Below are 20,549 nucleotides of genomic sequence, written 5' to 3' on the forward strand. Positions count from 1 at the left end.
AAACACGATTTTATTTCCGGTAAAGTTAATGGACGCTTCCTTTCCAACCCCCTCGATTTTTGCCAATAAAAAAGTAGCTTATGTCTGCGCGACCCTATGCTGTCTGCTGTGGGGCAGTTCTTATCCGGCGATTAAAAACGGCTATGAGCTTCTGCACATCGCCACCGATGATGTTCCCTCAAAAATTGTTTTTGCCGGATATCGCTTCCTGTTTGCGGGCTTATTGTTGCTGCTGTTTGCGCTCGCGCAGCGCAAACCCATCGCCCGGCTCAATGGCCGCCAGTGCGGGCAGCTGGCGATGCTGGGGCTGACGCAGACCGCTATCCAGTACGCCTTCTTCTACGTTGGCCTGGCATTCACCACCGGAGTGAAGGGATCGATTATGAATGCCACCGGGACGTTCTTCAGCGTTCTGCTGGCGCATTTTATCTACCAGAATGACCGGCTCAGCTATAACAAAACTATCGGCTGCGTGCTGGGCTTCGTTGGCGTGATGTTGGTGAACTTCAACACCTCATTGGGCGATTTTAATTTTGTCTGGCAGGGGGATGGATTTGTCGTGCTGGCGGCGTTCATCCTCTCGGCGGCGACGCTCTACGGCAAACGCATCTCACAAACCGTCGACCCAACGGTGATGACCGGCTGGCAACTGGCCTTCGGCGGTCTGGTGCTGGTGGTGGGCGGGTATCTGACCGGCGGGGAGCTACGGATGCACAGCCTGACCGCAGCGATGATCCTTGGCTATTTAACTTTGCTGTCGTCGATAGCTTTCGCACTATGGAGCGTGCTGCTCAAGCACAACCGCGTCAGTATGATTGCGCCGTTTAACTTTGTTATCCCGGTGGCCGGGACGGTGCTGTCGGCGATCTTTCTTGGCGAGAATATTTTTGAGTGGAAGTACGCGATCGCACTGGTGTTGGTATGCGTAGGGATCCGCTGGGTGAACAAAAACCAGGCGCGTTAGGCCGGGTGTTCGACCCGACCTAAGCGAAGTGTTTATCGCGCGCGCACGAAGCTGCCGTTCGACTGGCGGGTGAACAGCACCTGCTGGCCGTTGCCGGTATCGATAGTGAGGCCGGTGACGACGCCGTTGGCGTTCTGGCGAATTTGCACCGTTTGTCCACTTTGCAAGGTGCTTAATGGTTTGCCGGCGCCTTCGACCTGCGCCATGGCATAGACGTCAGTGGCTGGCAGTCCGTGGTCGCGGAACAGCTGCGCCAGCGTTTTGCCGGATTCAATCCGGTAGGTGCGCCACTGCTGTTCAATGCCCGGAGCAGACTGCTGCTGCGCCGGTTGTTGATACGGCTGAGAAGAGGAAGCGGTTTGCGTCTGGTCTGGCTGTTCATCCTGAATGGCTTCAGGCGCCACAGGCGCAACCTGGTCGGCATCGCTGACCGTCGGTGTATTGGTGATTGGCGGAAGCGGCACGGCCTGATTGCCCGAACCTTGCGGCTGAGACTGGGACTGCAGATCGAGATTAGCTTCGCGGCTGGCCTGGGTCGGCGTGCTGTTATCGCCGGAGGGGAGCAGGAAACCAATAATGACCAGCAGGAAGCCGGCGATGATGCCGCGGCGATGCATGGGCGGTAGCGGATCCATGAGACGAAGTTGATCCGGGGCGTGCCAGATCTTCGCCAGGGTAGATGTCAATTCAAAGCGCCCGGGCATGGCTTTCCTCCTGCTCCGCATATTTTTATCCTGCTTATGAGTATAGACGGCTAACGTCCTGAAGGTAGAGGTTAACCTGATATCGCCTATTGTTTCTGTTTCGCTGAGATTTGTCATCATCCGCCGACAAAGTTTTACCCATTCCTCTATGGCTGTTATGCTTTCGAACGCTTTTCTCAAGATGTTTATCACCCAAAAAAGGAACAAAGATGGCAACCCCGACTTTTGACACTATCGAAGCGCAGGCAAGTTACGGTATCGGCTTGCAGGTTGGACAACAACTGAGCGAATCCGGCCTGCAGGGGCTGCTGCCGGAAGCGCTGGTTGCCGGCATTGCCGATGCGCTGGAAGGTAATCAGCCGCAGGTGCCGGTTGAAGCGGTACACCGCGCGCTGCGTGAAATCCATGAACGCGCTGACGCCGTGCGTCGCGAGCGCTTCCAGGCGATGGCCGCTGATGGCCAGAAATACCTCGATGAAAACCGTGAAAAAGAAGGCGTGAACAGCACTGAATCCGGCCTGCAGTTCCGCGTACTGACGCAGGGCGAAGGCCCGATCCCGGCGCGCACCGACCGCGTACGCGTTCACTACACCGGCAAACTTATCGACGGTACCGTGTTCGATAGCTCCGTGGCCCGCGGCGAACCGGCTGAATTCCCGGTGACCGGCGTGATCGGCGGCTGGATCGAAGCGCTGACCCTGATGCCGGTAGGTTCCAAATGGGAACTGACTATTCCGCACAACCTGGCTTATGGCGAGCGCGGCGCGGGTGCTTCTATCCCGCCATTCAGCACCCTCATCTTTGAAGTTGAGCTGCTGGACATTATTTAAGCACCAGGGGCTTCCTCTCCTGTCAGGGGGAGGGAGCCGATAAAAATAGTGTAAAATCCTTAAGTTATAAATTTATTGGAATTTTGTATTGCATATAAGTTCGTTGAGTGTATTTTTGTGAGCTGTTTCGCGTTACATTGGTGATATAACACTCACTTTAAACATAAAATTAACATTATATCTAAATCATAGTATTCATCCCTCCGATTCTTACCTAATATCGATAAACCCTCTTGTCAGGGTTGCGACAAATGACAGGCCAACAGAGCCTGAACAACACAGACAGGTACAACAGGAAGAAAATCACATGGTAGATCAGGTCAAAGTCGTTGCCGACGAGCAGGAGACGACTGAACAATCGCTACGGCGAAATCTCACTAACCGGCATATTCAGCTTATTGCTATCGGCGGGGCGATCGGCACCGGGCTGTTTATGGGGTCTGGCAAGACCATCAGTCTCGCCGGGCCATCCATTATTTTTGTTTATATGATCATCGGTTTTATGCTGTTTTTCGTCATGCGTGCCATGGGCGAATTACTGCTGTCGAACCTGGAATATAAATCATTCAGTGATTTCGCTTCCGACCTGTTAGGGCCGTGGGCGGGGTATTTTACCGGCTGGACCTACTGGTTCTGCTGGGTGGTCACCGGGATGGCGGACGTTGTCGCCATCACCGCCTACGCGCAGTTCTGGTTCCCCGGGCTTTCTGACTGGGTCGCTTCGTTAGCGGTTATCCTGCTGCTGCTGGGCCTGAACCTCGCGACCGTGAAGATGTTTGGCGAAATGGAGTTCTGGTTCGCGATGATCAAAATCGTCGCCATCGTGGCGCTGATCGTGGTCGGCCTGGTGATGGTGATGATGCACTTTAAATCGCCGACCGGCGTTGAAGCTTCATTCGCGCATCTGTGGAATGACGGCGGCTGGTTCCCGAAAGGCCTCAGCGGCTTCTTTGCCGGTTTCCAGATAGCGGTATTCGCCTTCGTGGGGATTGAGCTGGTGGGTACTACCGCGGCGGAAACCAAAGACCCGGAAAAATCACTGCCGCGGGCGATCAACTCCATCCCGCTGCGTATCATTATGTTCTACGTCTTCGCGCTGATTGTTATTATGTCGGTGACACCGTGGAGCTCCGTCGTGCCGAGCAAGAGCCCGTTCGTTGAACTGTTTGTTCTGGTCGGCCTGCCGGCTGCCGCCAGCCTGATCAACTTCGTGGTACTGACTTCCGCCGCCTCTTCCGCTAACAGCGGAGTGTTCTCCACCAGCCGTATGCTGTTCGGTCTGGCGCAGGAAGGTCAGGCGCCGAAAATGTTCGCCAAGTTGTCTAAACGTGCGGTGCCGGCGAAGGGCTTAACCTTCTCCTGCATGTGCCTGCTGGGCGGCGTGGTGATGTTGATGGTCAACCCGAGCGTGATTGCCGCGTTCACCATGATCACCACGGTGTCGGCAATTCTGTTCATGTTCGTCTGGACCATTATCCTCTGCTCTTACCTGGTCTATCGTAAAAAGCGTCCGCAGCTGCACGAGAAGTCCATCTATAAGATGCCGCTGGGTAAAGTGATGTGCTGGGTGTGCATGGCCTTCTTCGTCTTCGTACTGGTGCTGTTGACGCTGGAAGATGATACCCGCGAGGCGCTGATGGTCACCCCGCTGTGGTTTGTTCTGCTGGGCGCAGGCTGGCTGTTTGCCGGTAAAAAACGTCTGGCGAAATAAAAAAGGCCACCCGGAGTGGCCAATAAACTGACAATGTCGAGAGGGCGCCTGCGGGCGCCTTTTTTTATGATTTTCCGGCGAGGGCACGCGGGAACAGCACGTTATTTTCCAGACTGATGTGCTCCATCAGGTCGTCAATCATCTCGTTAATGCCGTTGTACATCGCTTTCCAGGTGGTGCAGGCTTCCGGCGGCGGTGTCACGTTATGGGTGATGTGCTTGATGACTTCCAACAGTTCGCCCGCCTCGTCGTGCTCGCTTTCCATCACGCTGATAGGACCACCGGCCTGGGTTCCCATCCCCTGTTTGATCATCGGGAACAGAATCTGCTCTTCTTTCATCATGTGGCTGGAGAGCTCCTGGTGCAGCATGGTCAGGTATTTAGTTAGCCCTTTTGGCACGTTCGGTTTATCGGCGTGGACGCGTTCAACCTTGGTTGCCTGCAGGATCAGTTCCGGCAGCTGTTCACGGTGACGATCATGATAGCGAACGATGATGTGGTCGATGATGTCGGTGAACGGCGCGGCGCGCCAGTCGCGCTCGATCGGCTGCTCGGCCAGTTTTGCCAGTTCGGCTTCAATCGCCGCGACGTCCAGCGCTTTGCGCGCCGCCGCGCGATCCAGGGTTTGTTTGCCGCCGCAGCAGTAATCCATATCGTATTTACGGAACAGCGCGGAGGCGCGCGGGATGCTCAGCGCCAGCTCGCCTAAAGGTTGGTCACGGAAAGCCATAGCAGTTACCTCGTCATCAAGAATATAAGATGTATATTAAATGCATCTTTAATCCATGGGAATACCCCTTTAGGATACCAGGCTATTTTTTTGGCTCGACGCGCAGTTCCTGCAGAACCGGTTTTTCCGGGCGGGCGCGAACCGCCGACACCACACCGAGCACCAGCAGCAGGATCCCGCTCAGCGTCAGCAGCGGAGGAAGACTCTGGCGTAGCAGGAAGGTGTACAGCAGACCGGCCAGCGTCTCGAAGACGATCAGCGGCCCGAGGATCACCGTCGGCAGGCGCTGGCTGGCAATGTTCCAGCACAGTGCGCCGACCCACGAGCAGAGCACGGCGATCGCCAGCATCAGGACGATGAACACCGCCGGGCGCGGGCCGAAGGGGAGCGGGAAGTCGCTATGCTGGCCCTGCAGCCATCCGCAGGCGGCAATATAACCGACCAGCGATACCGGCAGGGTGACCAACGCCTGCGCGGTGGCCCACATCATCGGCGGCTTATCCGGGTTTTCACGCAGCCAGCGGGCGTTGCGCAGGGCGTACCACGCCCAGCAGACGACGGCGATCAGCGCGAGAACAATGCCCGAACCATAGCGCCACGGGCTGAAATCAGGAAGCCCGTGCTGCAGCTCCGCCACGTTGACGCACACCAGCCCCAGGGCGATACAGATTAGCGCCGGAAATAGCCGCCGCCACGGCAGCTTGCCATCGCGCTGGCTATACAGCAGGTTGGCGCACACCGGCAGTACTACCGGCAGGGTGCCGATAATCATCGTCGATACCGGCGCGCCGGTGCGCTGAATGGCGCTGGCAAGACAGAAGTAATAGATCAGGTTCCCCATCATGGTCAGCGCCAGCGCGGTCCACCAATCCTTGCCGTTCAGCTGCCGCAGACGCGCGCGGCCGAGCCACGCCAGCGGCAAGGCGATAAGTCCCAGCGCCAGATAGCGCCCCATCGACTGCAGCACCGCGGGATATTCCGGCACCAGCAACGGGCCGACGAAAATCAGCCCCCACATTAACCCCGCCAGCAGGGCATACAACACGCCGCTAATCATGATGACATCCATCTTCAGTTTGCTTGCGCCAAGTGTAGGAGGGCGCGAGGGTAAGAATATTGTATGAGATTGCGCTTTAGCGCCCGGCGACCTGTTTTTGATAACGCACCGGCGTGATGCCGTAGCGACGGGTGAAGGCGCGGGTTAAATGTGACTGGTCGGTTAATCCGGCGGCGATGGCCACTTCGGCGGCGGGCATGCCGTGGGTCAGAAACGCCTTGGCGCGCCACAGGCGAATCGCCATCAGCATCTGGTGCGGGGTAACGTGAAAGTGGGCTTTAAACTGGCGCTGGAAGTGATAGGGGCTGAGCGCTGCCACCTGCGCCAGTTCATCAAGGCTGACGGCGCGCATATAGTTATCGTGCAGGTAGTCGCGTACCCGATCGAAGCGGTGCGCCGCTTCCGGCGCCATTGGCGCATGGTGAGCCAGCGGGCGAAAGGTATCAACCAGGTCGAGCAGCATCCCTTGCTGCGCCAGCGGATCGTCAGCGTGCCACAGGCCGTAAATCAGTTGGCCGATTTGCCGGGCGCGCTGTGGCTCCTGGCGCACGACCTCACTGAACCACCAGTGGCGAACGCCGGTGAAGGCTTCCAGCCGATCCGGCTCCAGATAAATCATCCGGTAGCGCCAGCCTTCGGCGGTTTCCGCCTCGCCGGTATGGAGCTCATCCGGATTCATGGTGACGATGGAATTGGCTGAAGCGACGTGCTGACTACCACGATAGCGAAAGCGTTCGGCGCCTTGTTCAATCACGCCGATGCCGAAGGCTTCGTGGGTATGCGGTTCAAAGGCATAACGAGAAATATGGGCGTGATAGAGCTCTACGCCGGGAAGTTGTTCGAGATGGCGAAAGCGCGCGCGGTCTTTTTCATCGCTAAATTGTGGTGGTACGCCCTGCATGCCGTGTCTCCCGACGATTCATCCCTTCAATATTAGAGATGAAGCGCCGGGACGCAACCGCAAAAACTGACAGGGAGTGGTTAGATGATGCCTTTTACGCTATCGGCAAGCGACGTGGTCGGGCGGCCAATCAGTTTGCTCAGGGTGCGGCTGTCGTCAAACAGTCCGCCTTTCGACGCGCCGGTATCGGAATCCGCCAGCATATCGGCAAGCCCGGCCGGCAGGCCGACGTTCTTCAGCGCGGCGGCGAAATCGGCTTCGCTGAGGTTCTGATAAACCACATTTTTCCCGCTTTGCTTGCTCAGCTCGGCAGCCAGTTCGCTCAGAGTCCAGGCGTTGTCTCCCGCCAGTTCGTAAACTTTCCCGGCATGGCCCTCGCCGCCGATAACGTGGGCGGCGGCGGCGGCATAATCGGCACGGGTGGCGGAGGCGATTTTACCCTCCCCGGCGGCGCAAATAAACACGCCGTGTTCCAGCGCCGGCGGCGCGCTGGCCAGATAGTTTTCGGTATACCAGCCGTTGCGCAGCAGCGCGTAAGGAATACCGGAATCAGCCAGCATTTGTTCGGTTTCGATATGTTCACCGGCCAGGCCCAGCGGTGAGGTATCGGCGTGCAGCAGGCTGGTATAGGCGATAAATTTCACCCCAGCGGCTTTGGCGGCGTTGATGACGTTACGGTGCTGGACGGCACGCTGGCCGACTTCGCTTGAGGAGATTAATAGCAGTTTATCAACCCCCTGCAGCGCGGCGGTAAGCGCGGCTTCATCGCCGTATTCGGCCTGGCGCACAATCACGCCCTGCTGGCTGAGCGCTTGCGCTTTCGCCGGGTTGCGGACAATCGCCACAATCTGGCTGGCGGGGACGGTTTTTAACAGATCATGCAGTACGTGCTGGCCAAGCTGGCCGGTGGCGCCGGTAATCGCGATCATAGTTCTTCTCCTTCGTGTTCATTGGCAGTTGTGGTAAGCTAACACCTTAACTAACTTTTAGTAAGTACGTACAAAAAGGTAAGTATAAAATGGCCGAACCGACGCTGAGCGACAAACTGCGCAACGGGGATCTGTTTGCTGAACAGTGCCCGTCGCGTGATGTGCTAAAACACGTGACCAGCCGCTGGGGCGTGTTGATTCTGGTGGCGCTTCGCGAGGGGACTCACCGCTTTAGCGATCTGCGGCGCAAAATGGGCGGCGTCAGCGAAAAAATGCTGGCGCAATCCTTACAGGCGCTGGAACTGGATGGCTTTATCGACCGCGTCTCGTATCCGGTGGTGCCGCCGCATGTTGAATATAGCCTGACGCCGCTCGGTCTGCAGGTGAGCGAGAAGGTGGCGGCGCTGGCGGACTGGATCGAGCTGAATCTCCCCGCGGTGCTGGCTAACCACGGGGAGTGAAAAAGTATCACTCCCTGTAACCCCGGATAGCGGCTGGCGCCTAATCCGGGCTACCAGCCAGCTCCGCTCCGTAGCCCCGGTAAGCGCAGCGCCACCGGGGAGATATACCCGGATAGCGGCTGGCGCCTAATCCGGGCTACCAGCCCGCTCCGCTTTGTAGCCCTTGAAAGCGCAGCGCCACCGGGGATATATACCCGGATAGCGGCTGGCGCCTGATCCAGGCTACCAGCCAGCTCCGCTCTGTAGCCCCGGTAAGCGCAGCGCCACCGGGGAGCTGTACCCGGATAGCGGCTGGCGCCTAATCCGGGCTACCAGCCAGCTCCGCTTTGTAGCCCCGGTAAGCGCAGCGCCACCGGGGAACAGGCATTACTGACTCAAATCCAGCTGATAAATAGCGAAGCCGATATCATCGGTCGCTACCTGCCGCATCGGATACTGTGCTTTCTCTTTGATAAACGCCGTGGCTTTGTCGCCAGGCGAGGTCTCAAAGCGAATATCCAGCGGCGTTTTGCTGTGAATCGGCGCCAGACGCCAGTTGTTATCCGCCGCCGGATGGATCGCACCATCCTTCTTCGACTGCGCGCCAATCCACGCCGCCAGCACCGAACGGTTTTCGTCCGGGGAGGCAAAAGCGATATGGTCGTCGCCGGTACCGGCGAATTTGCCGCCGTAGGCGCGATAGTTATTGGTGGCGACGAGGAAGGTGGCCTGCGGATCGATAGGCTTACCGTTAAAGGTCAGGTCTTTAATGCGTTCTGACTGCGGGTGAATCATCTGGCACTCGCCGTCGTAGCGCGCCGGTTGACTCACGTCGATCTGGTAATTTACGCCGTCAATCACGTCGAAGTTATAGGTGCGGAACCCGTCCCAGTTAATCAGCGACTGCGGTTTGCTGCTGGCGGGGTCAATCTGGTTAAACTGCCCGGCGGAGCATTCGAGCCACTCCTTGACCTCTTTACCGCTTACCTTCATCACCACCAGCGTGTTCGGGTAGAGATAGAGGTCGGCGGCGTTACGGAAGGTGAGCTGGCCTTTTTCCACTTCGACAAAGCTTGCCGGATCGTTTTTACGCCCGCCTACTTTAAACGGCGCGGCGGCGGAGAGTACCGGCAGTTTCGCCAGATCTGGATCGCCCTGGATGTAGTGCTCGACATAGGCCTTTTGCGCCATGTTGACCACCTGCACCGTCGGGTCGTCCTGCACCAGCGCCAGGTAGCTGTACATGTTGTCGGCGGACTTGCCGATAGGCTTGCTGACGAATTCGCGTGTGGCGTCGTGATCGGCTTTCAGCACCGCCACCATTTTACTATCTTCCGCCGCCAGCGACTTTTTCGCTACCGCGTCGTAAATAGGTCGCGCTTCGGCTTTGGCCTGCGCCACTTGCCATTTACCGCTGTCGTTATTCAGCACCAAATCGACCACCCCGAGATGATCGCCCCACATTCCCGGCATCACCGCCGGAATACCGTTTAGCGTACCTTTGGCGATATCCGCGCCTTTAATGGTGGCGAAGTCTTTACCGGGGAACACCGCGTGGGCGTGGCCGAACATGATGGCGTCAACGCCGGGTACCTGGCTTAAGTAGTAGACCGAGTTTTCCGCCATTGCCTGATACGGATCGGCGGAGAGCCCCGAATGCGCGACCACCACGACCACATCAGCGCCTTTCGCGCGCATCTCCGGCACGTACTTGCGCGCGGTTTCGGTGATGTCGTTGACCTTCACCTTGCCGCTGAGGTTGGCTTTATCCCAGGTCATGATCTGCGGCGGCACAAAACCGATGTAGCCGATGCGCAGGGTATGGGGCTGACCATCGCTATCCTGAACCTGGGTATCCTGAATCAGGTATGGCGTAAACATCGGTTTCCCGGTTTTTACATCAATAATATTGGCATTAACGTAAGGGAACTTCGCCCCGGCTAGCGCTTTATGCAGGAAGTCGAGGCCATAGTTAAATTCATGGTTGCCCAGGTTGCCGACGGCGTAATTCAGGGTGTTCATCGCCTTGTAAACCGGATGCACATCCCCCTCTTTGAGCCCTTTTGCCGCCATATAGTCGCCCAGTGGACTACCCTGAATAACATCACCGTTATCCACCAGCACGCTGTTTTTCGCTTCCGCACGGGCTTTTTCAATCAGGCTGGCGGTTCTGACCAGACCGAATTTTTCCGTGGCGGTATCTTTGTAGTAATCGAAATCCATCATATTGCTGTGCAGATCGGTGGTTTCCATGATCCGCAGGTCGACCGTCGCCGCGTTGACGCTGGCCGCCACCAGCGTGGCCAGCAGCGTTGCGCTAAACTTAATCATCAGAGGCGTCCTTTTTTATGAGCAATGGCACAAAAGAAAATGTATTTACATTCTGTTGCTTACAGAATTGTGAATTCTGCCAGAAAAGCGTGAATGGAAACCGCTAGTGTTATCACAGATAGCGGAACTGGTGATGATGCGATATAAATAAAACAACGAGTTAACGCCACTGTAACCAGAAGAGGTGGAGAATGTTAGAACAAGTATGTCAGCTTGCACGGATCGCGGGCGATGCCATCATGGATGTCTACGATGGGAACCAGCCGATGGATGTGAGCAGCAAAAAGGATGATTCTCCCGTTACCGCGGCGGATATCGCCGCGCATAAAGTCATTGTCAGCGGCCTGCAGGCGCTGGATGCCACAATCCCCATCCTGTCGGAAGAAGATCCGCCGGCGTGGGAAGTGCGGCAGCACTGGCAGCGCTACTGGCTGGTCGACCCGCTGGACGGCACCAAAGAATTTATCAAGCGCAATGGCGAATTCACCGTTAATATCGCGCTGATTGAAAACGGTAAACCGACGCTGGGCGTGGTGTACGCACCGGTGATGAAAGTGATGTACAGCGCGCAAAATGGCAAGGCGTGGAAAGAAGAGTGTGGCGTGCGCAAGCAGATTCAGGTTCGCGATGCTCGCCCGCCGCTGGTGGTGATTAGCCGCTCTCATGGTAATGACCCGGAGCTGCAGGAGTATCTGGAGCAACTGGGCGAGCACCAGACCACCTCAATCGGTTCGTCGCTGAAATTCTGCCTGGTGGCGGAAGGCCAGGCGCAGCTCTATCCGCGCTTCGGGCCGACCAGCACCTGGGACACCGCTGCCGGTCATGCGGTCGCGGTAGCCGCCGGGGCGCATGTTCACGACTGGCAAGGCAAAACTCTTGACTACACGCCGCGTGAATCCTTCCTCAACCCCGGCTTCCGGGTCTCTATTTATTAAGCAGCTTATGCAGCAGGTCGACGACCTGCTGCACCTCTTGCTGGGTCAGCGCGCCGTCTTTTGCCCACTGAACACGGCCGTTTTTATCTAACACCACAATCGCCGAACTTCCTTCATCGAGCTGCCAGGCTTTGCGCGCGAGACCGTTGCTGTCGACGATAAACTGCGACCACGGATAGAGCTGCTTGTTGCTCTCGATGCTGCTGCGCACGAACATCCCGGAGCCGGGGATCGCGTCGTCGGTATTGACGATGGTGGTGGTCTGGTAGCGGTCGTGCGGCAGGCCAGCCGCCTTAATCGCCTCAATCAGATTGGCATTTTTCTCTTTTGCCGAGGTGCGCCCGGCAATATGCTGGATGACGCGCACTTTTCCCGCCAGCTGCGAGCTATTCCAGTTTTTGTAGCTAAACTTATCGTTATTCAGTATCAGTTCTCCGCGATCGGCGATGCCTACCGGCGCGACGCGCTGACCATCGACAAAATTATGCGCCGAAGCCATTAACGGAAACAGGAGGGCGGAAACCGCCAGCAACTTACGTAGGGTCATGAGATATCCTTTTTTATATGCAGGTGATCCGACCACTTGGTCTTGTTTAATGATAAGTGCGAATTGTCGCCATTACCCGCAAGCGTGATGCCAGTTTGCGTGCCAACGCACACATTCAATAAAAAACGGAAACTTATACTAACAACTACGTATGCCTGAAACGAAAATTCTGAATTATTGTCATCAAAGGGTAAAAAAACTTCTACAGACTGGGTGACTTCGGAAATCTGGACTATAGTTTTAGGGCATTAAAATTTGCGCTCCCGATACGCGGGCTAACTGTGGCACCGCAGGAGCGTAACCCTGGCAGGAGACAACAATGAAAATTTTCCAACGCTACAATCCGCTGCAAGTGGCGAAGTACGTGAAGATCCTGTTTCGTGGACGGTTGTACATCAAGGACGTTGGCGCTTTTGAATTTGATAAGGGCAAAATCCTTATCCCGAAGGTTAAGGACAAGCTGCATTTCTCAGTGATGTCCGAAGTCAATCGTCAGGTTATGCGTCTGCAAACTGAGACCGCATAACGTGGTATGACGGCACGAAAAAAAACGGCTCCCGATGGGAGCCGTTGATGTTTTCAGGGCCGCTTACGCCGCGCCTTTTTCTTTCTTCGCCGCTTCTTCGATATCAGGCAGTTTCGGTACCAGCACCGTTGGTTTGTTGTCGATACGGGTAACCAGTAGTTGGTCGATACGGTAGTTATCGATATCCACCACTTCAAACTTGTAGCCAGAGAACTTCACCGCATCGGTGCGTTTCGGGATCTTACGCAGCATGAACATCATAAAGCCGCCGATGGTCTCGTAATTATCGGACTGCGGGAATTCATCGATATCCAGCACGCGCATTACGTCGTCGATCGGCGTCCCGCCGTCAATTAACCATGAGTTCTCATCGCGGGCGACGATTTGCTCTTCCAGCCCCTGGCCGACCAGGTCGCCCATCAGGGTGGTCATGACGTCGTTGAGAGTGATAATCCCCACCACCAGCGCGTATTCGTTCATGATCACCGCGAAGTCTTCGCCGGCGGTTTTAAAGCTTTCCAGCGCTTCAGAGAGCGTCAGGGTATCCGGCACGATCAGCGTATTGCGGATCTGCACGCCGCCGGTTAACACCAGGCTCTGATTTGCCAGCACGCGGTTCAGCAGGTCTTTTGAATCGACGTAGCCGATGATGTGATCGATATCCTCGTTACATACCAGGAACTTGGAGTGCGGATGTTCCGCCACTTTATTCTTCAGGCTCTGCTCGTCTTCGTGTAAATCGAACCAAATCACGTTTTCGCGCGGCGTCATCGAAGAGGGGACGGTACGGGATTCCAGCTCAAAGACGTTTTCAATTAATTCGTGTTCCTGTTTACGCAGCACCCCGGCCAGCGCGCCGGCTTCCACCACCGCGTAGATATCATCGGAGGTGATGTCGTCTTTACGCACCATCGGGATTTTAAACAGGCGGAAGATGTTGTTCGCCATGCCGTTAAACAGCCACACCAGCGGGCGGAAGACCAGTAAACAGAAGCGCATCGGGTTGATGATGCGCAAAGCCACGGCTTCTGGCGCAATCATACCGATGCGTTTCGGCGTCAGGTCAGCAAACAGGATGAACAAGCTGGTGACCAGGGTGAAAGAGAAAATAAAGCTCAGCTGCTCGGAAAGCTCCGGCGACATGTAGCGGCTCAATACGCTGTGAAACGCGGGTGAAAATGCGGCATCGCCGACGATACCACCCAGAATGGCCACGGCGTTGAGGCCGATCTGCACGACGGTGAAGAAGGTGCCAGGGTTTTCCTGCATTTTGAGAACGCGCTGCGCATTCACATTGCCTTCATCAGCCAGCAATTTGAGTTTGATTTTACGTGATGCGGCCAGTGAGATTTCAGAGATCGAAAAAAATGCACTGACGGCAATAAGGAAAAGTATTACTAAAATACTGTTTAACATATCTTTTCTGACCGTTGAGGCCAGATCCTCGGAAGGGAAGTGGATAACTCTTTTAATGTGGAATACATAAAAAACCGGTCCGAAGGCGCTGGACCGGCTATGACACAGCGTAGTATAGCGTAAATGTCTGTAAAGCCACCAGAGCGATAATTATTCTCGCCAGCGGCCTCTTCTACAGGATTACGCCTGCGGAGGGAGGCAAACGCCAATCCCGCCGATACCGCAGTAGCCGTACGGATTTTTGTGCAGGTACTGCTGATGATCGTCCTCAGCATAGTAGAACGGTTTCGCCGTGGCGATTTCAGTGGTGATCTCGCGGGTATCGTTGGCGTCGCGCATCGCTGCCTGGTAACGCAGCATGCTGGCCTGCGCCGCTTCAAGCTGCTCCGGCGTCAGCGGGTAGATAGCCGAACGGTACTGCGTGCCGTGGTCGTTACCCTGCTGCATCCCTTGCGCTGGATCGTGGTTCTCCCAGAAAACCTGCAGCAGTTGTTCATAGCTGATGACCTGCGGGTCATATACCACGCGCACCGCTTCCGCGTGCCCGGTATCGCCGCTGCACACTTCACGATAGGTTGGATTTGGCGTGTAGCCGCCGGTATAGCCCGCCGCGGTGCTGTAGACCCCCGGCAATTGCCAGAACAGACGCTCGACGCCCCAGAAGCAGCCCATCGCGAACAGCGCTACCTCCATTCCTTCAGGAACGTTGGTCATTGAGTGGCCGTTAACGGCGTGGAGCGTTGCTACCGGCATCGGCGTGTTGCGCCCCGGCAGCGCATCCGCCTGGGCGACAAGATGCGTTTTATCAAATAGACTCACGGTTGGCCTCGCAATTTGTGGTTAAGGTTGTAACGTCGCGTATCTTTTTAGACAATAAACACGCTCAATACGTCTAAATTTAAACATAAGAATTATTTGGGTTACCGTCACTTTTTCAACCCTTAGTTGTTAGGGTTTTGTTAAGCCGTGGAGCGGCACTTGCGTTTCCTTCGGGGGGAAACAAGGATATTCAGGAGAACACGTGCAACAAATCCGCCAGATATGCGTTACCAGCCTTTTGCTGGTCAGCGGGGTCGCCAGCGCAGCGAATGTGCGTTTGCAGGTTGAGGGGTTATCCGGGGAACTGGAAAAAAACGTCCGCGCCCAACTATCCACGATCCAGAGCGATGAGGTCACGCCGGACCGTCGTTTTCGCGCGCGCGTCGATGACGCCATCCGCGAGGGCCTGAAAGCGCTGGGTTACTATGAACCCACCATCGATTTCGATCTGCGTCCGCCGCCCAAAAAAGGGCGTCAGGTGCTGATTGCCAAAGTGACTCCCGGCGAGCCGGTGCGCATTGGCGGCACCGAGGTGATCCTGCGCGGCGGCGCGCGCACCGACCGCGATTACCTGGATCTGCTGAAAACGCGTCCGGCAATTGGCACGGTGCTCAATCACAGTGATTATGACGGCTTCAAAAGCTCGCTCACCAAGGTGGCGCTGCGCAAAGGCTATTTCGATAGCGAGTTCAATAAAAGCCAGCTCGGCGTGTCGCTCGATCGCCATCAGGCTTTCTGGGACATTGACTACAACAGCGGCGAGCGCTACCGCTTTGGCCCGGTAAGCTTTACCGGTTCGCAGATCCGCGAAGAGTACCTGCAAAACCTGGTGCCCTTTAAACAGGGTGATTATTACACCTCGCAGGATTTGGCGGAGCTGAACCGCCGCCTGGCGGCGACCGGCTGGTTTAACTCGGTGGTCGTCGCGCCGCAGTTTGATAAATCACGTAAAACCAAGGTGCTGCCTCTGCAGGGCGTCGTTTCGCCACGCAAAGAGAACACCGTGGAAACCGGGGTCGGCTATTCGACAGACGTCGGGCCGCGCGTGAAAGCAACGTGGAAAAAGCCGTGGATGAACTCCTACGGCCACAGCCTGACCTCCAGCGTTAGCCTCTCCGCGCCGGAACAGCAGCTCGATTTCAGCTACAAAGTCCCGCTATTAAAAAGCCCGCTTGAGCAGTATTACCTGATGCAGGGCGGTTTTAAGCGTACCGACCTTAACGATACCAAGGCCGATTCCACCACCCTGGCGCTGTCGCGCTATTGGGAGATGTCGAGCGGCTGGCAGCGCGCGATTAACCTGCGCTGGAGTCTGGACCACTTTACCCAGGCTAACGTCACCAATACCACTATGCTGCTTTATCCCGGCGTCTCGGTAAACCGCACCCGCTCCCGTGGCGGCCTGATGCCGACCTGGGGCGATTCCCAGCGCTATTCGGTGGACTACTCCAACACCATGTGGGGCTCGGACATTAACTTTATCGTCATGCAGGCGCAGGACGTGTGGATCCGCACCCTCTATGACCGCCACCGCTTCGTGGTGCGCGGCAACCTCGGCTGGATTGAAGCCGATGACTTCAGCAAAGTTCCGCCGGATCTGCGTTTCTTCGCCGGTGGCGACCGCAGCATTCGTGGTTATAAATACAAATCGATCTCGCCGAAAGATGACGACGGCAAGCTAATCGGTGCCTCAAAGCTGGCGACGGGCTCGCTGGAGTATCAATACAACGTCACCGGGAAATGGTGGGGGGCGGCGTTTATCGACAGCGGCGAAGCGGTGAGCGATATCCGTAAAAGCGATTTTAAAACCGGCGCGGGCGTCGGCGTGCGCTGGCAATCGCCGGTTGGGCCGATCAAGCTGGATATCGCCAGACCTATCGGCGACAAAGAAGAACACGGTTTACAGTTTTACATCGGTCTGGGGCCTGAATTATGAGTTTATGGAAGAAGATAAGCCTCGGCGTATTACTCTTTTTAGTGCTGCTGATTGGCGTGGTCGGCTTTTTAGTCGGCACCACTACCGGTTTGCATCTGGTACTGAAAGCGGCGGACCGCTGGGTGCCGGGGCTGGAGATTGGCAAGGTCACCGGCGGCTGGCGCGACCTGACCTTACAGAACGTACGCTTCGAACAGCCGGGCGTGGCGGTGACGGCCGGCCAGTTCCATCTCGGCGTCAAGCTGCGCTGTCTGTGGGATAGCAGCCTGTGCGTTAACGATATCTCGCTGCGCGATATCTACGTCGCTATCGATACCAAAAAGATGCCGCCTTCGACGCCGGTAGAGGAAGAAGATTCCGGCCCGCTGAACCTCTCGACGCCCTATCCCATTACCCTCAGCCGCGTGGCGCTGCATAACGTCAATGTCAAAATCGACGACACCGCCGTTTCGCTGCGCGATTTCTCCACCGGCCTGAACTGGCAGGAGAAAAACCTGACCCTGACGCCGACCTCGCTGCAGGGGTTACTCATCGCCCTGCCGAAGGTGGCGAAAGTGGCGCAGGAGCAGGTTGTGGAGCCGAAAATTGACCATCCGAAACCGGAAGAGAAGCCTCTCGGCGAGACGATGAAAGATCTGTTCTCGCAGCCGGTGCTGCCGGAAATGGTCGATGTGCATCTGCCGCTGAATCTTAATATTCAGGAGTTCCGCGGCGAACAGCTGCGCCTGACCGGCGATACCGATATGACCGTCTACAACCTGCTGCTGAAGGTCAGCAGCATCGACGGGCAGATGAAACTTGATGCGCTGGACGTCGATTCCGACCAGGGCAAGGTTACCGCTTCCGGCACCGCGCAACTGCAGGATAACTGGCCGGTCGATATTACTCTCGACAGCACGCTGAACATCGACCCGCTGAAAGGCGAGAAGGTGAAGCTGAAAGTAGGCGGCGAGCTGCGTAAAAAACTGCAGGTCGGCGTTGATTTAGCCGGCTCGGTGGCCATGACCCTGCGCGCCGAAGCGCAGCTGGCGGAAGCCGGTCTGCCGCTGAATATGGAAGTGAAGAGTAAGCAGCTGTACTGGCCGTTTACCGGCGAGAAACAGTTCCAGGCGGATGATCTGCATCTGAAATTCAGCGGCAAAATGACCGACTACACCATGGCGTTTAGTACCGCGGTGAAAGGACAGTCGCTGCCGCCGGCTAAAATTACCCTTAATGCTAAAGGTAACGAACAGCAGGTAAATCTCGATAAGCTGACCGTGGCGGCGCTGGAGGGGAAAACCGAACTGAAAGCGTTGCTCGACTGGCAGCAGGCGATCAGCTGGCGCGGCGAATTGACCCTCGATGGCATTAATACCGCCAAAGAGGTGCCGGACTGGCCGTCGAAGCTGAACGGGATTATCAAAACCCAGGGCAGCCTGTACGGCAGCAGCTGGCAGATGGCGGTTCCCGAGCTGAAAATTACCGGCAACGTGAAACAGAATAAAGTCGATGTTCACGGTTCGCTGCAGGGTAACAGCTATATGCAGTGGAAAGTGCCGGGACTGCATCTGGCGCTTGGCCCAAACAGCGCCGATGTGAAAGGCGAGCTGGGGGTGAAAGACCTTAATCTCGACGCCACCATCGATGCGCCGCATCTCGACAATGCGTTGCCGGGGCTTGGCGGTACGGCGAAAGGTCTGCTGAAGGTACGCGGCACCATCGACGCGCCGCAGCTGCTGGCGGATATCACCGCCCGCGCTTTACGCTGGCAGGAACTGACGGTAGCCCAGGTCAACGTCAAAGGTGACGTCAAATCCAGCGACCAGATTGGCGGTAATCTTGACGTACGCGTCGATCGCATCAGCCAGCCTGGGGTTAACATCAGCCTGGTGCAGCTGAATGCCAAAGGGACTGAGAAGCAGCATGATTTACAGCTGCGCGTACAGGGCGATCCTGTGTCGGGCCAGCTGACGCTGGCGGGCAGTTTCGATCGTAAAGAGGAGCGCTGGAAGGGCACCCTGAGCAATACCCGTTTCCAGACGCCGGTCGGGCCGGTGGCGCTGACGCGCAACATTGCGCTGGATTACCGTAATCAGGAACAGAAAATCAGCATCGGGCCGCACTGCTGGAGCAACCCGAATGCCGAGCTGTGCGTACCGCAGACCATCGATGCCGGCGCCAGCGGGCGCGCGGTGGTCAATCTCAACCGTTTCGATCTGGCGATGCTGAAGCCGTTTATGCCGGAGGCGACCCAGGCAAGCGGCGTGTTTAGCGGTAACGCCGATGTGAGCTGGGATACCACCAAAGAGGGGCTGCCGCAGGGCAAAGTCACCCTCAGCGGGCGCAACGTCAAAGTCACCCAGACGGTCAACGACGCACCGCTGCCGGTGGCTTTTGATACGCTTAACCTCAGCGCCGACCTGCATAACAACCGGGCGCAGTTGGGCTGGCTGATACGCCTGACCAACAACGGCCAGCTTGATGGCCAGGTGGAGGTGACCGACCCGCAGGGGCGGCGTAACCTGGGCGGCAACGTCAACATTAGCAACTTCTCGCTGGCGATGATTAACCCGATCTTCGCTCGCGGCGAGAAAGCAGAAGGCAAGCTTAATGCCCGTCTGCGTCTGGGCGGCAACTTACAGAGCCCGCAGCTGTTTGGTCAGATGCAGTTGAGCGGCGTTGATATCGACGGCAACTTTATGCCGTTTGATATGCAGCCGAGCCAGCTGGCGATGAACTTCAATGGAACGCGTTCGACCCTGCAGGGGACGGTGAATACCAAACAGGGGCAGATTGCGCTGAGCGGCAACGCCGACTGGACGCAAATCGACAACTGGCGCGCGCAGATTGCGGCGAAGGGCAGCCGGGTGCGCATTACCGTGCCGCCGATGGTCCGCCTGGATGTTTCTCCGGACGTGGTGTTTACCGCCACGCCAAGCCTGTTTAACCTCGATGGCCGCGTTGACGTACCTTGGGCGCGTATTGTGGTGAACGAGGTGCCGGAGAGCGCGGTGGGCGTCTCTTCCGATGAGGTGATGCTGGATAAAGATCTGAAGCCGATTAAGCCGCAGAGCGCCGGTATTCCGATCAACAGCAACCTGACGATTCACGTCGGCAACAACGTGCGTCTGGACGCTTTCGGCCTGAAAGCGCGTCTGACCGGCGATCTGAAAGTGGCGCAGGATAAGCAGGGGCTGGGGCTCAATGGCCAGATCAATATTCCGGAAGGTCGTTTCCACGCTTATGGTCAGGATCTGATCGTGCGTAAAGGCGAGCTGCTGTTCTCCGGGCCGCCGGATCAGCCGCTGCTCAATATCGAAGCGATTCGTAACCCGGAAGCCACCGAAGACGACGTGATCGCCGGCGTTCGCGTCACCGGTTCTGCCGATCAGCCGAAGGCCGAGATCTTCTCCGACCCGGCAATGTCGCAGCAGGAAGCGCTTTCTTATCTGTTACGCGGTCAGGGTTTAGGCAGCGAACAGAGCGATAGTGCGGCGATGACCTCAATGCTTATTGGAATGGGGGTTGCACAAAGTGGTCAGGTTGTGGGTAAAATCGGCGAGACGTTTGGCGTAAGCAATTTGGCGCTGGATACCCAGGGGGTAGGCGACTCCTCCCAGGTGGTGGTCAGCGGCTATGTGCTGCCGGGTCTTCAGGTAAAATACGGCGTCGGCATCTTCGACTCTTTGGCGACGCTTACCCTGCGTTATCGCCTGATGCCTAAGCTATATATGGAAGCGGTGTCTGGCGTAGACCAGGCTCTCGATTTGCTCTATCAGTTTGAGTTTTAG

At 56.8% G+C, this 20,549-nt stretch carries 17 protein-coding genes; 8 read left to right on the forward strand and 9 right to left on the reverse strand.

Annotated elements, in window-relative coordinates; translation table 11 throughout:
• The first annotated feature begins 28 nt into the window (after nucleotides 1–28).
• Complete coding sequence (locus ABLV17_RS10120; protein WP_015368605.1) at nucleotides 29–964, forward strand: DMT family transporter; 936 nt, start codon at nucleotides 29–31, stop codon at nucleotides 962–964.
• 32 nt (nucleotides 965–996) lie between these two features.
• Here ABLV17_RS10120 and ABLV17_RS10125 read toward each other — a convergent pair whose 3' ends face one another.
• A complete protein-coding gene (locus ABLV17_RS10125) occupies nucleotides 997–1,668 on the reverse strand; it encodes a LysM-like peptidoglycan-binding domain-containing protein (protein WP_015368604.1) in 672 nt (223 codons plus the stop codon).
• Nucleotides 1,669–1,877: 209 nt separating this feature from the next.
• Between ABLV17_RS10125 and fklB the strand changes: the two genes are divergently transcribed.
• Together fklB and cycA are read left to right on the forward strand one after the other, a co-directional pair.
• Nucleotides 1,878–2,498, forward strand: a complete 621-nt coding sequence (gene fklB / locus ABLV17_RS10130) for an FKBP-type peptidyl-prolyl cis-trans isomerase (protein ID WP_002886687.1) — start codon at nucleotides 1,878–1,880, stop codon at nucleotides 2,496–2,498.
• A 307-nt stretch (nucleotides 2,499–2,805) separates the two neighbouring features.
• A complete protein-coding gene (cycA, locus tag ABLV17_RS10135) occupies nucleotides 2,806–4,209 on the forward strand; it encodes a D-serine/D-alanine/glycine transporter (RefSeq protein ID WP_015368603.1) in 1,404 nt (467 codons plus the stop codon).
• 64 nt (nucleotides 4,210–4,273) lie between these two features.
• Here cycA and ytfE read toward each other — a convergent pair whose 3' ends face one another.
• The 4 genes from ytfE to ABLV17_RS10155 form a co-directional block, all read right to left on the reverse strand.
• The gene (gene ytfE, locus ABLV17_RS10140; RefSeq protein WP_213317443.1) at nucleotides 4,274–4,939 is read right to left on the reverse strand and encodes an iron-sulfur cluster repair protein YtfE; all 666 of its coding nucleotides are present in this window, start codon (nucleotides 4,937–4,939) and stop codon (nucleotides 4,274–4,276) included.
• Between the two features lie 82 nt (nucleotides 4,940–5,021).
• Entirely contained in the window at nucleotides 5,022–5,996 is a 975-nt protein-coding gene (locus ABLV17_RS10145; protein WP_162750236.1) for a DMT family transporter, read from the reverse strand.
• A gap of 76 nt (nucleotides 5,997–6,072) precedes the next feature.
• Nucleotides 6,073–6,897 carry an AraC family transcriptional regulator gene (locus ABLV17_RS10150; protein WP_020079805.1) on the reverse strand — a complete coding sequence of 275 codons (825 nt, stop codon included), beginning with the start codon at nucleotides 6,895–6,897 and terminating at the stop codon, nucleotides 6,073–6,075.
• Between the two features lie 80 nt (nucleotides 6,898–6,977).
• Nucleotides 6,978–7,826: an SDR family oxidoreductase gene (locus tag ABLV17_RS10155; RefSeq protein ID WP_348854231.1), complete on the reverse strand. Its 849-nt coding sequence runs from the start codon at nucleotides 7,824–7,826 to the stop codon at nucleotides 6,978–6,980.
• 89 nt (nucleotides 7,827–7,915) lie between these two features.
• Here ABLV17_RS10155 and ABLV17_RS10160 point away from each other — a divergent pair, with 89 nt between their 5' ends.
• Nucleotides 7,916–8,287, forward strand: coding sequence for a helix-turn-helix domain-containing protein (locus ABLV17_RS10160; RefSeq protein WP_087858307.1), 372 nt, complete (start codon nucleotides 7,916–7,918; stop codon nucleotides 8,285–8,287).
• A 366-nt stretch (nucleotides 8,288–8,653) separates the two neighbouring features.
• Here ABLV17_RS10160 and ABLV17_RS10165 read toward each other — a convergent pair whose 3' ends face one another.
• Complete coding sequence (locus ABLV17_RS10165) at nucleotides 8,654–10,597, reverse strand: bifunctional 2',3'-cyclic-nucleotide 2'-phosphodiesterase/3'-nucleotidase (protein WP_348854232.1); 1,944 nt, start codon at nucleotides 10,595–10,597, stop codon at nucleotides 8,654–8,656.
• A gap of 191 nt (nucleotides 10,598–10,788) precedes the next feature.
• On the opposite strand from ABLV17_RS10165, the gene cysQ reads away from it, so the two are divergent.
• The gene (gene cysQ / locus ABLV17_RS10170) at nucleotides 10,789–11,532 is read left to right on the forward strand and encodes a 3'(2'),5'-bisphosphate nucleotidase CysQ (RefSeq protein ID WP_308957773.1); all 744 of its coding nucleotides are present in this window, start codon (nucleotides 10,789–10,791) and stop codon (nucleotides 11,530–11,532) included.
• Here cysQ and ABLV17_RS10175 read toward each other — a convergent pair.
• A complete protein-coding gene (locus ABLV17_RS10175; protein ID WP_213317449.1) occupies nucleotides 11,522–12,079 on the reverse strand; it encodes a YtfJ family protein in 558 nt (185 codons plus the stop codon). The genes cysQ and ABLV17_RS10175 overlap by 11 nt on opposite strands.
• A 319-nt stretch (nucleotides 12,080–12,398) precedes the next feature.
• Here ABLV17_RS10175 and ABLV17_RS10180 point away from each other — a divergent pair, with 319 nt between their 5' ends.
• Nucleotides 12,399–12,605, forward strand: coding sequence for a DUF1107 domain-containing protein (locus ABLV17_RS10180; protein WP_015368594.1), 207 nt, complete (start codon nucleotides 12,399–12,401; stop codon nucleotides 12,603–12,605).
• 63 nt (nucleotides 12,606–12,668) lie between these two features.
• Here the strand turns inward: ABLV17_RS10180 and ABLV17_RS10185 are convergent, their stop codons facing one another.
• On the reverse strand, nucleotides 12,669–14,021 hold the full coding sequence (locus ABLV17_RS10185; RefSeq protein ID WP_015368593.1) for a hemolysin family protein: 1,353 nt from the start codon (nucleotides 14,019–14,021) through the stop codon (nucleotides 12,669–12,671).
• Nucleotides 14,022–14,201: 180 nt separating this feature from the next.
• The gene (gene msrA / locus ABLV17_RS10190; protein ID WP_015368592.1) at nucleotides 14,202–14,840 is read right to left on the reverse strand and encodes a peptide-methionine (S)-S-oxide reductase MsrA; all 639 of its coding nucleotides are present in this window, start codon (nucleotides 14,838–14,840) and stop codon (nucleotides 14,202–14,204) included.
• 202 nt (nucleotides 14,841–15,042) lie between these two features.
• On the opposite strand from msrA, the gene tamA reads away from it, so the two are divergent.
• Both tamA and tamB read left to right on the forward strand, forming a co-directional pair.
• The gene (gene tamA, locus ABLV17_RS10195; protein ID WP_087858312.1) at nucleotides 15,043–16,776 is read left to right on the forward strand and encodes an autotransporter assembly complex protein TamA; all 1,734 of its coding nucleotides are present in this window, start codon (nucleotides 15,043–15,045) and stop codon (nucleotides 16,774–16,776) included.
• Nucleotides 16,773–20,549, forward strand: a complete 3,777-nt coding sequence (gene tamB / locus ABLV17_RS10200) for an autotransporter assembly complex protein TamB (RefSeq protein ID WP_308957774.1) — start codon at nucleotides 16,773–16,775, stop codon at nucleotides 20,547–20,549. Before tamA ends, tamB begins: the two co-directional genes overlap by 4 nt.

This window comes from Klebsiella sp. CN_Kp091 (assembly GCF_040065095.1).
GTDB classification, from domain to species: Bacteria; Pseudomonadota; Gammaproteobacteria; order Enterobacterales; family Enterobacteriaceae; genus Klebsiella; species Klebsiella aerogenes.

What these genes read in the sequence shown, in the direction of transcription:
- ABLV17_RS10120 (WP_015368605.1), top strand. Translation starts at nt 29, where the DNA reads ATGGACGCTTCCTTTCCAACCCCCTCGATTTTTGCCAATAAAAAAGTA.
- ABLV17_RS10125 (WP_015368604.1), bottom strand. Translation starts at nt 1,668, where the DNA reads ATGCCCGGGCGCTTTGAATTGACATCTACCCTGGCGAAGATCTGGCAC.
- fklB (WP_002886687.1), top strand. Translation starts at nt 1,878, where the DNA reads ATGGCAACCCCGACTTTTGACACTATCGAAGCGCAGGCAAGTTACGGT.
- cycA (WP_015368603.1), top strand. Translation starts at nt 2,806, where the DNA reads ATGGTAGATCAGGTCAAAGTCGTTGCCGACGAGCAGGAGACGACTGAA.
- ytfE (WP_213317443.1), bottom strand. Translation starts at nt 4,939, where the DNA reads ATGGCTTTCCGTGACCAACCTTTAGGCGAGCTGGCGCTGAGCATCCCG.
- ABLV17_RS10145 (WP_162750236.1), bottom strand. Translation starts at nt 5,996, where the DNA reads ATGATTAGCGGCGTGTTGTATGCCCTGCTGGCGGGGTTAATGTGGGGG.
- ABLV17_RS10150 (WP_020079805.1), bottom strand. Translation starts at nt 6,897, where the DNA reads ATGCAGGGCGTACCACCACAATTTAGCGATGAAAAAGACCGCGCGCGC.
- ABLV17_RS10155 (WP_348854231.1), bottom strand. Translation starts at nt 7,826, where the DNA reads ATGATCGCGATTACCGGCGCCACCGGCCAGCTTGGCCAGCACGTACTG.
- ABLV17_RS10160 (WP_087858307.1), top strand. Translation starts at nt 7,916, where the DNA reads ATGGCCGAACCGACGCTGAGCGACAAACTGCGCAACGGGGATCTGTTT.
- ABLV17_RS10165 (WP_348854232.1), bottom strand. Translation starts at nt 10,597, where the DNA reads ATGATTAAGTTTAGCGCAACGCTGCTGGCCACGCTGGTGGCGGCCAGC.
- cysQ (WP_308957773.1), top strand. Translation starts at nt 10,789, where the DNA reads ATGTTAGAACAAGTATGTCAGCTTGCACGGATCGCGGGCGATGCCATC.
- ABLV17_RS10175 (WP_213317449.1), bottom strand. Translation starts at nt 12,079, where the DNA reads ATGACCCTACGTAAGTTGCTGGCGGTTTCCGCCCTCCTGTTTCCGTTA.
- ABLV17_RS10180 (WP_015368594.1), top strand. Translation starts at nt 12,399, where the DNA reads ATGAAAATTTTCCAACGCTACAATCCGCTGCAAGTGGCGAAGTACGTG.
- ABLV17_RS10185 (WP_015368593.1), bottom strand. Translation starts at nt 14,021, where the DNA reads ATGTTAAACAGTATTTTAGTAATACTTTTCCTTATTGCCGTCAGTGCA.
- tamB (WP_308957774.1), top strand. Translation starts at nt 16,773, where the DNA reads ATGAGTTTATGGAAGAAGATAAGCCTCGGCGTATTACTCTTTTTAGTG.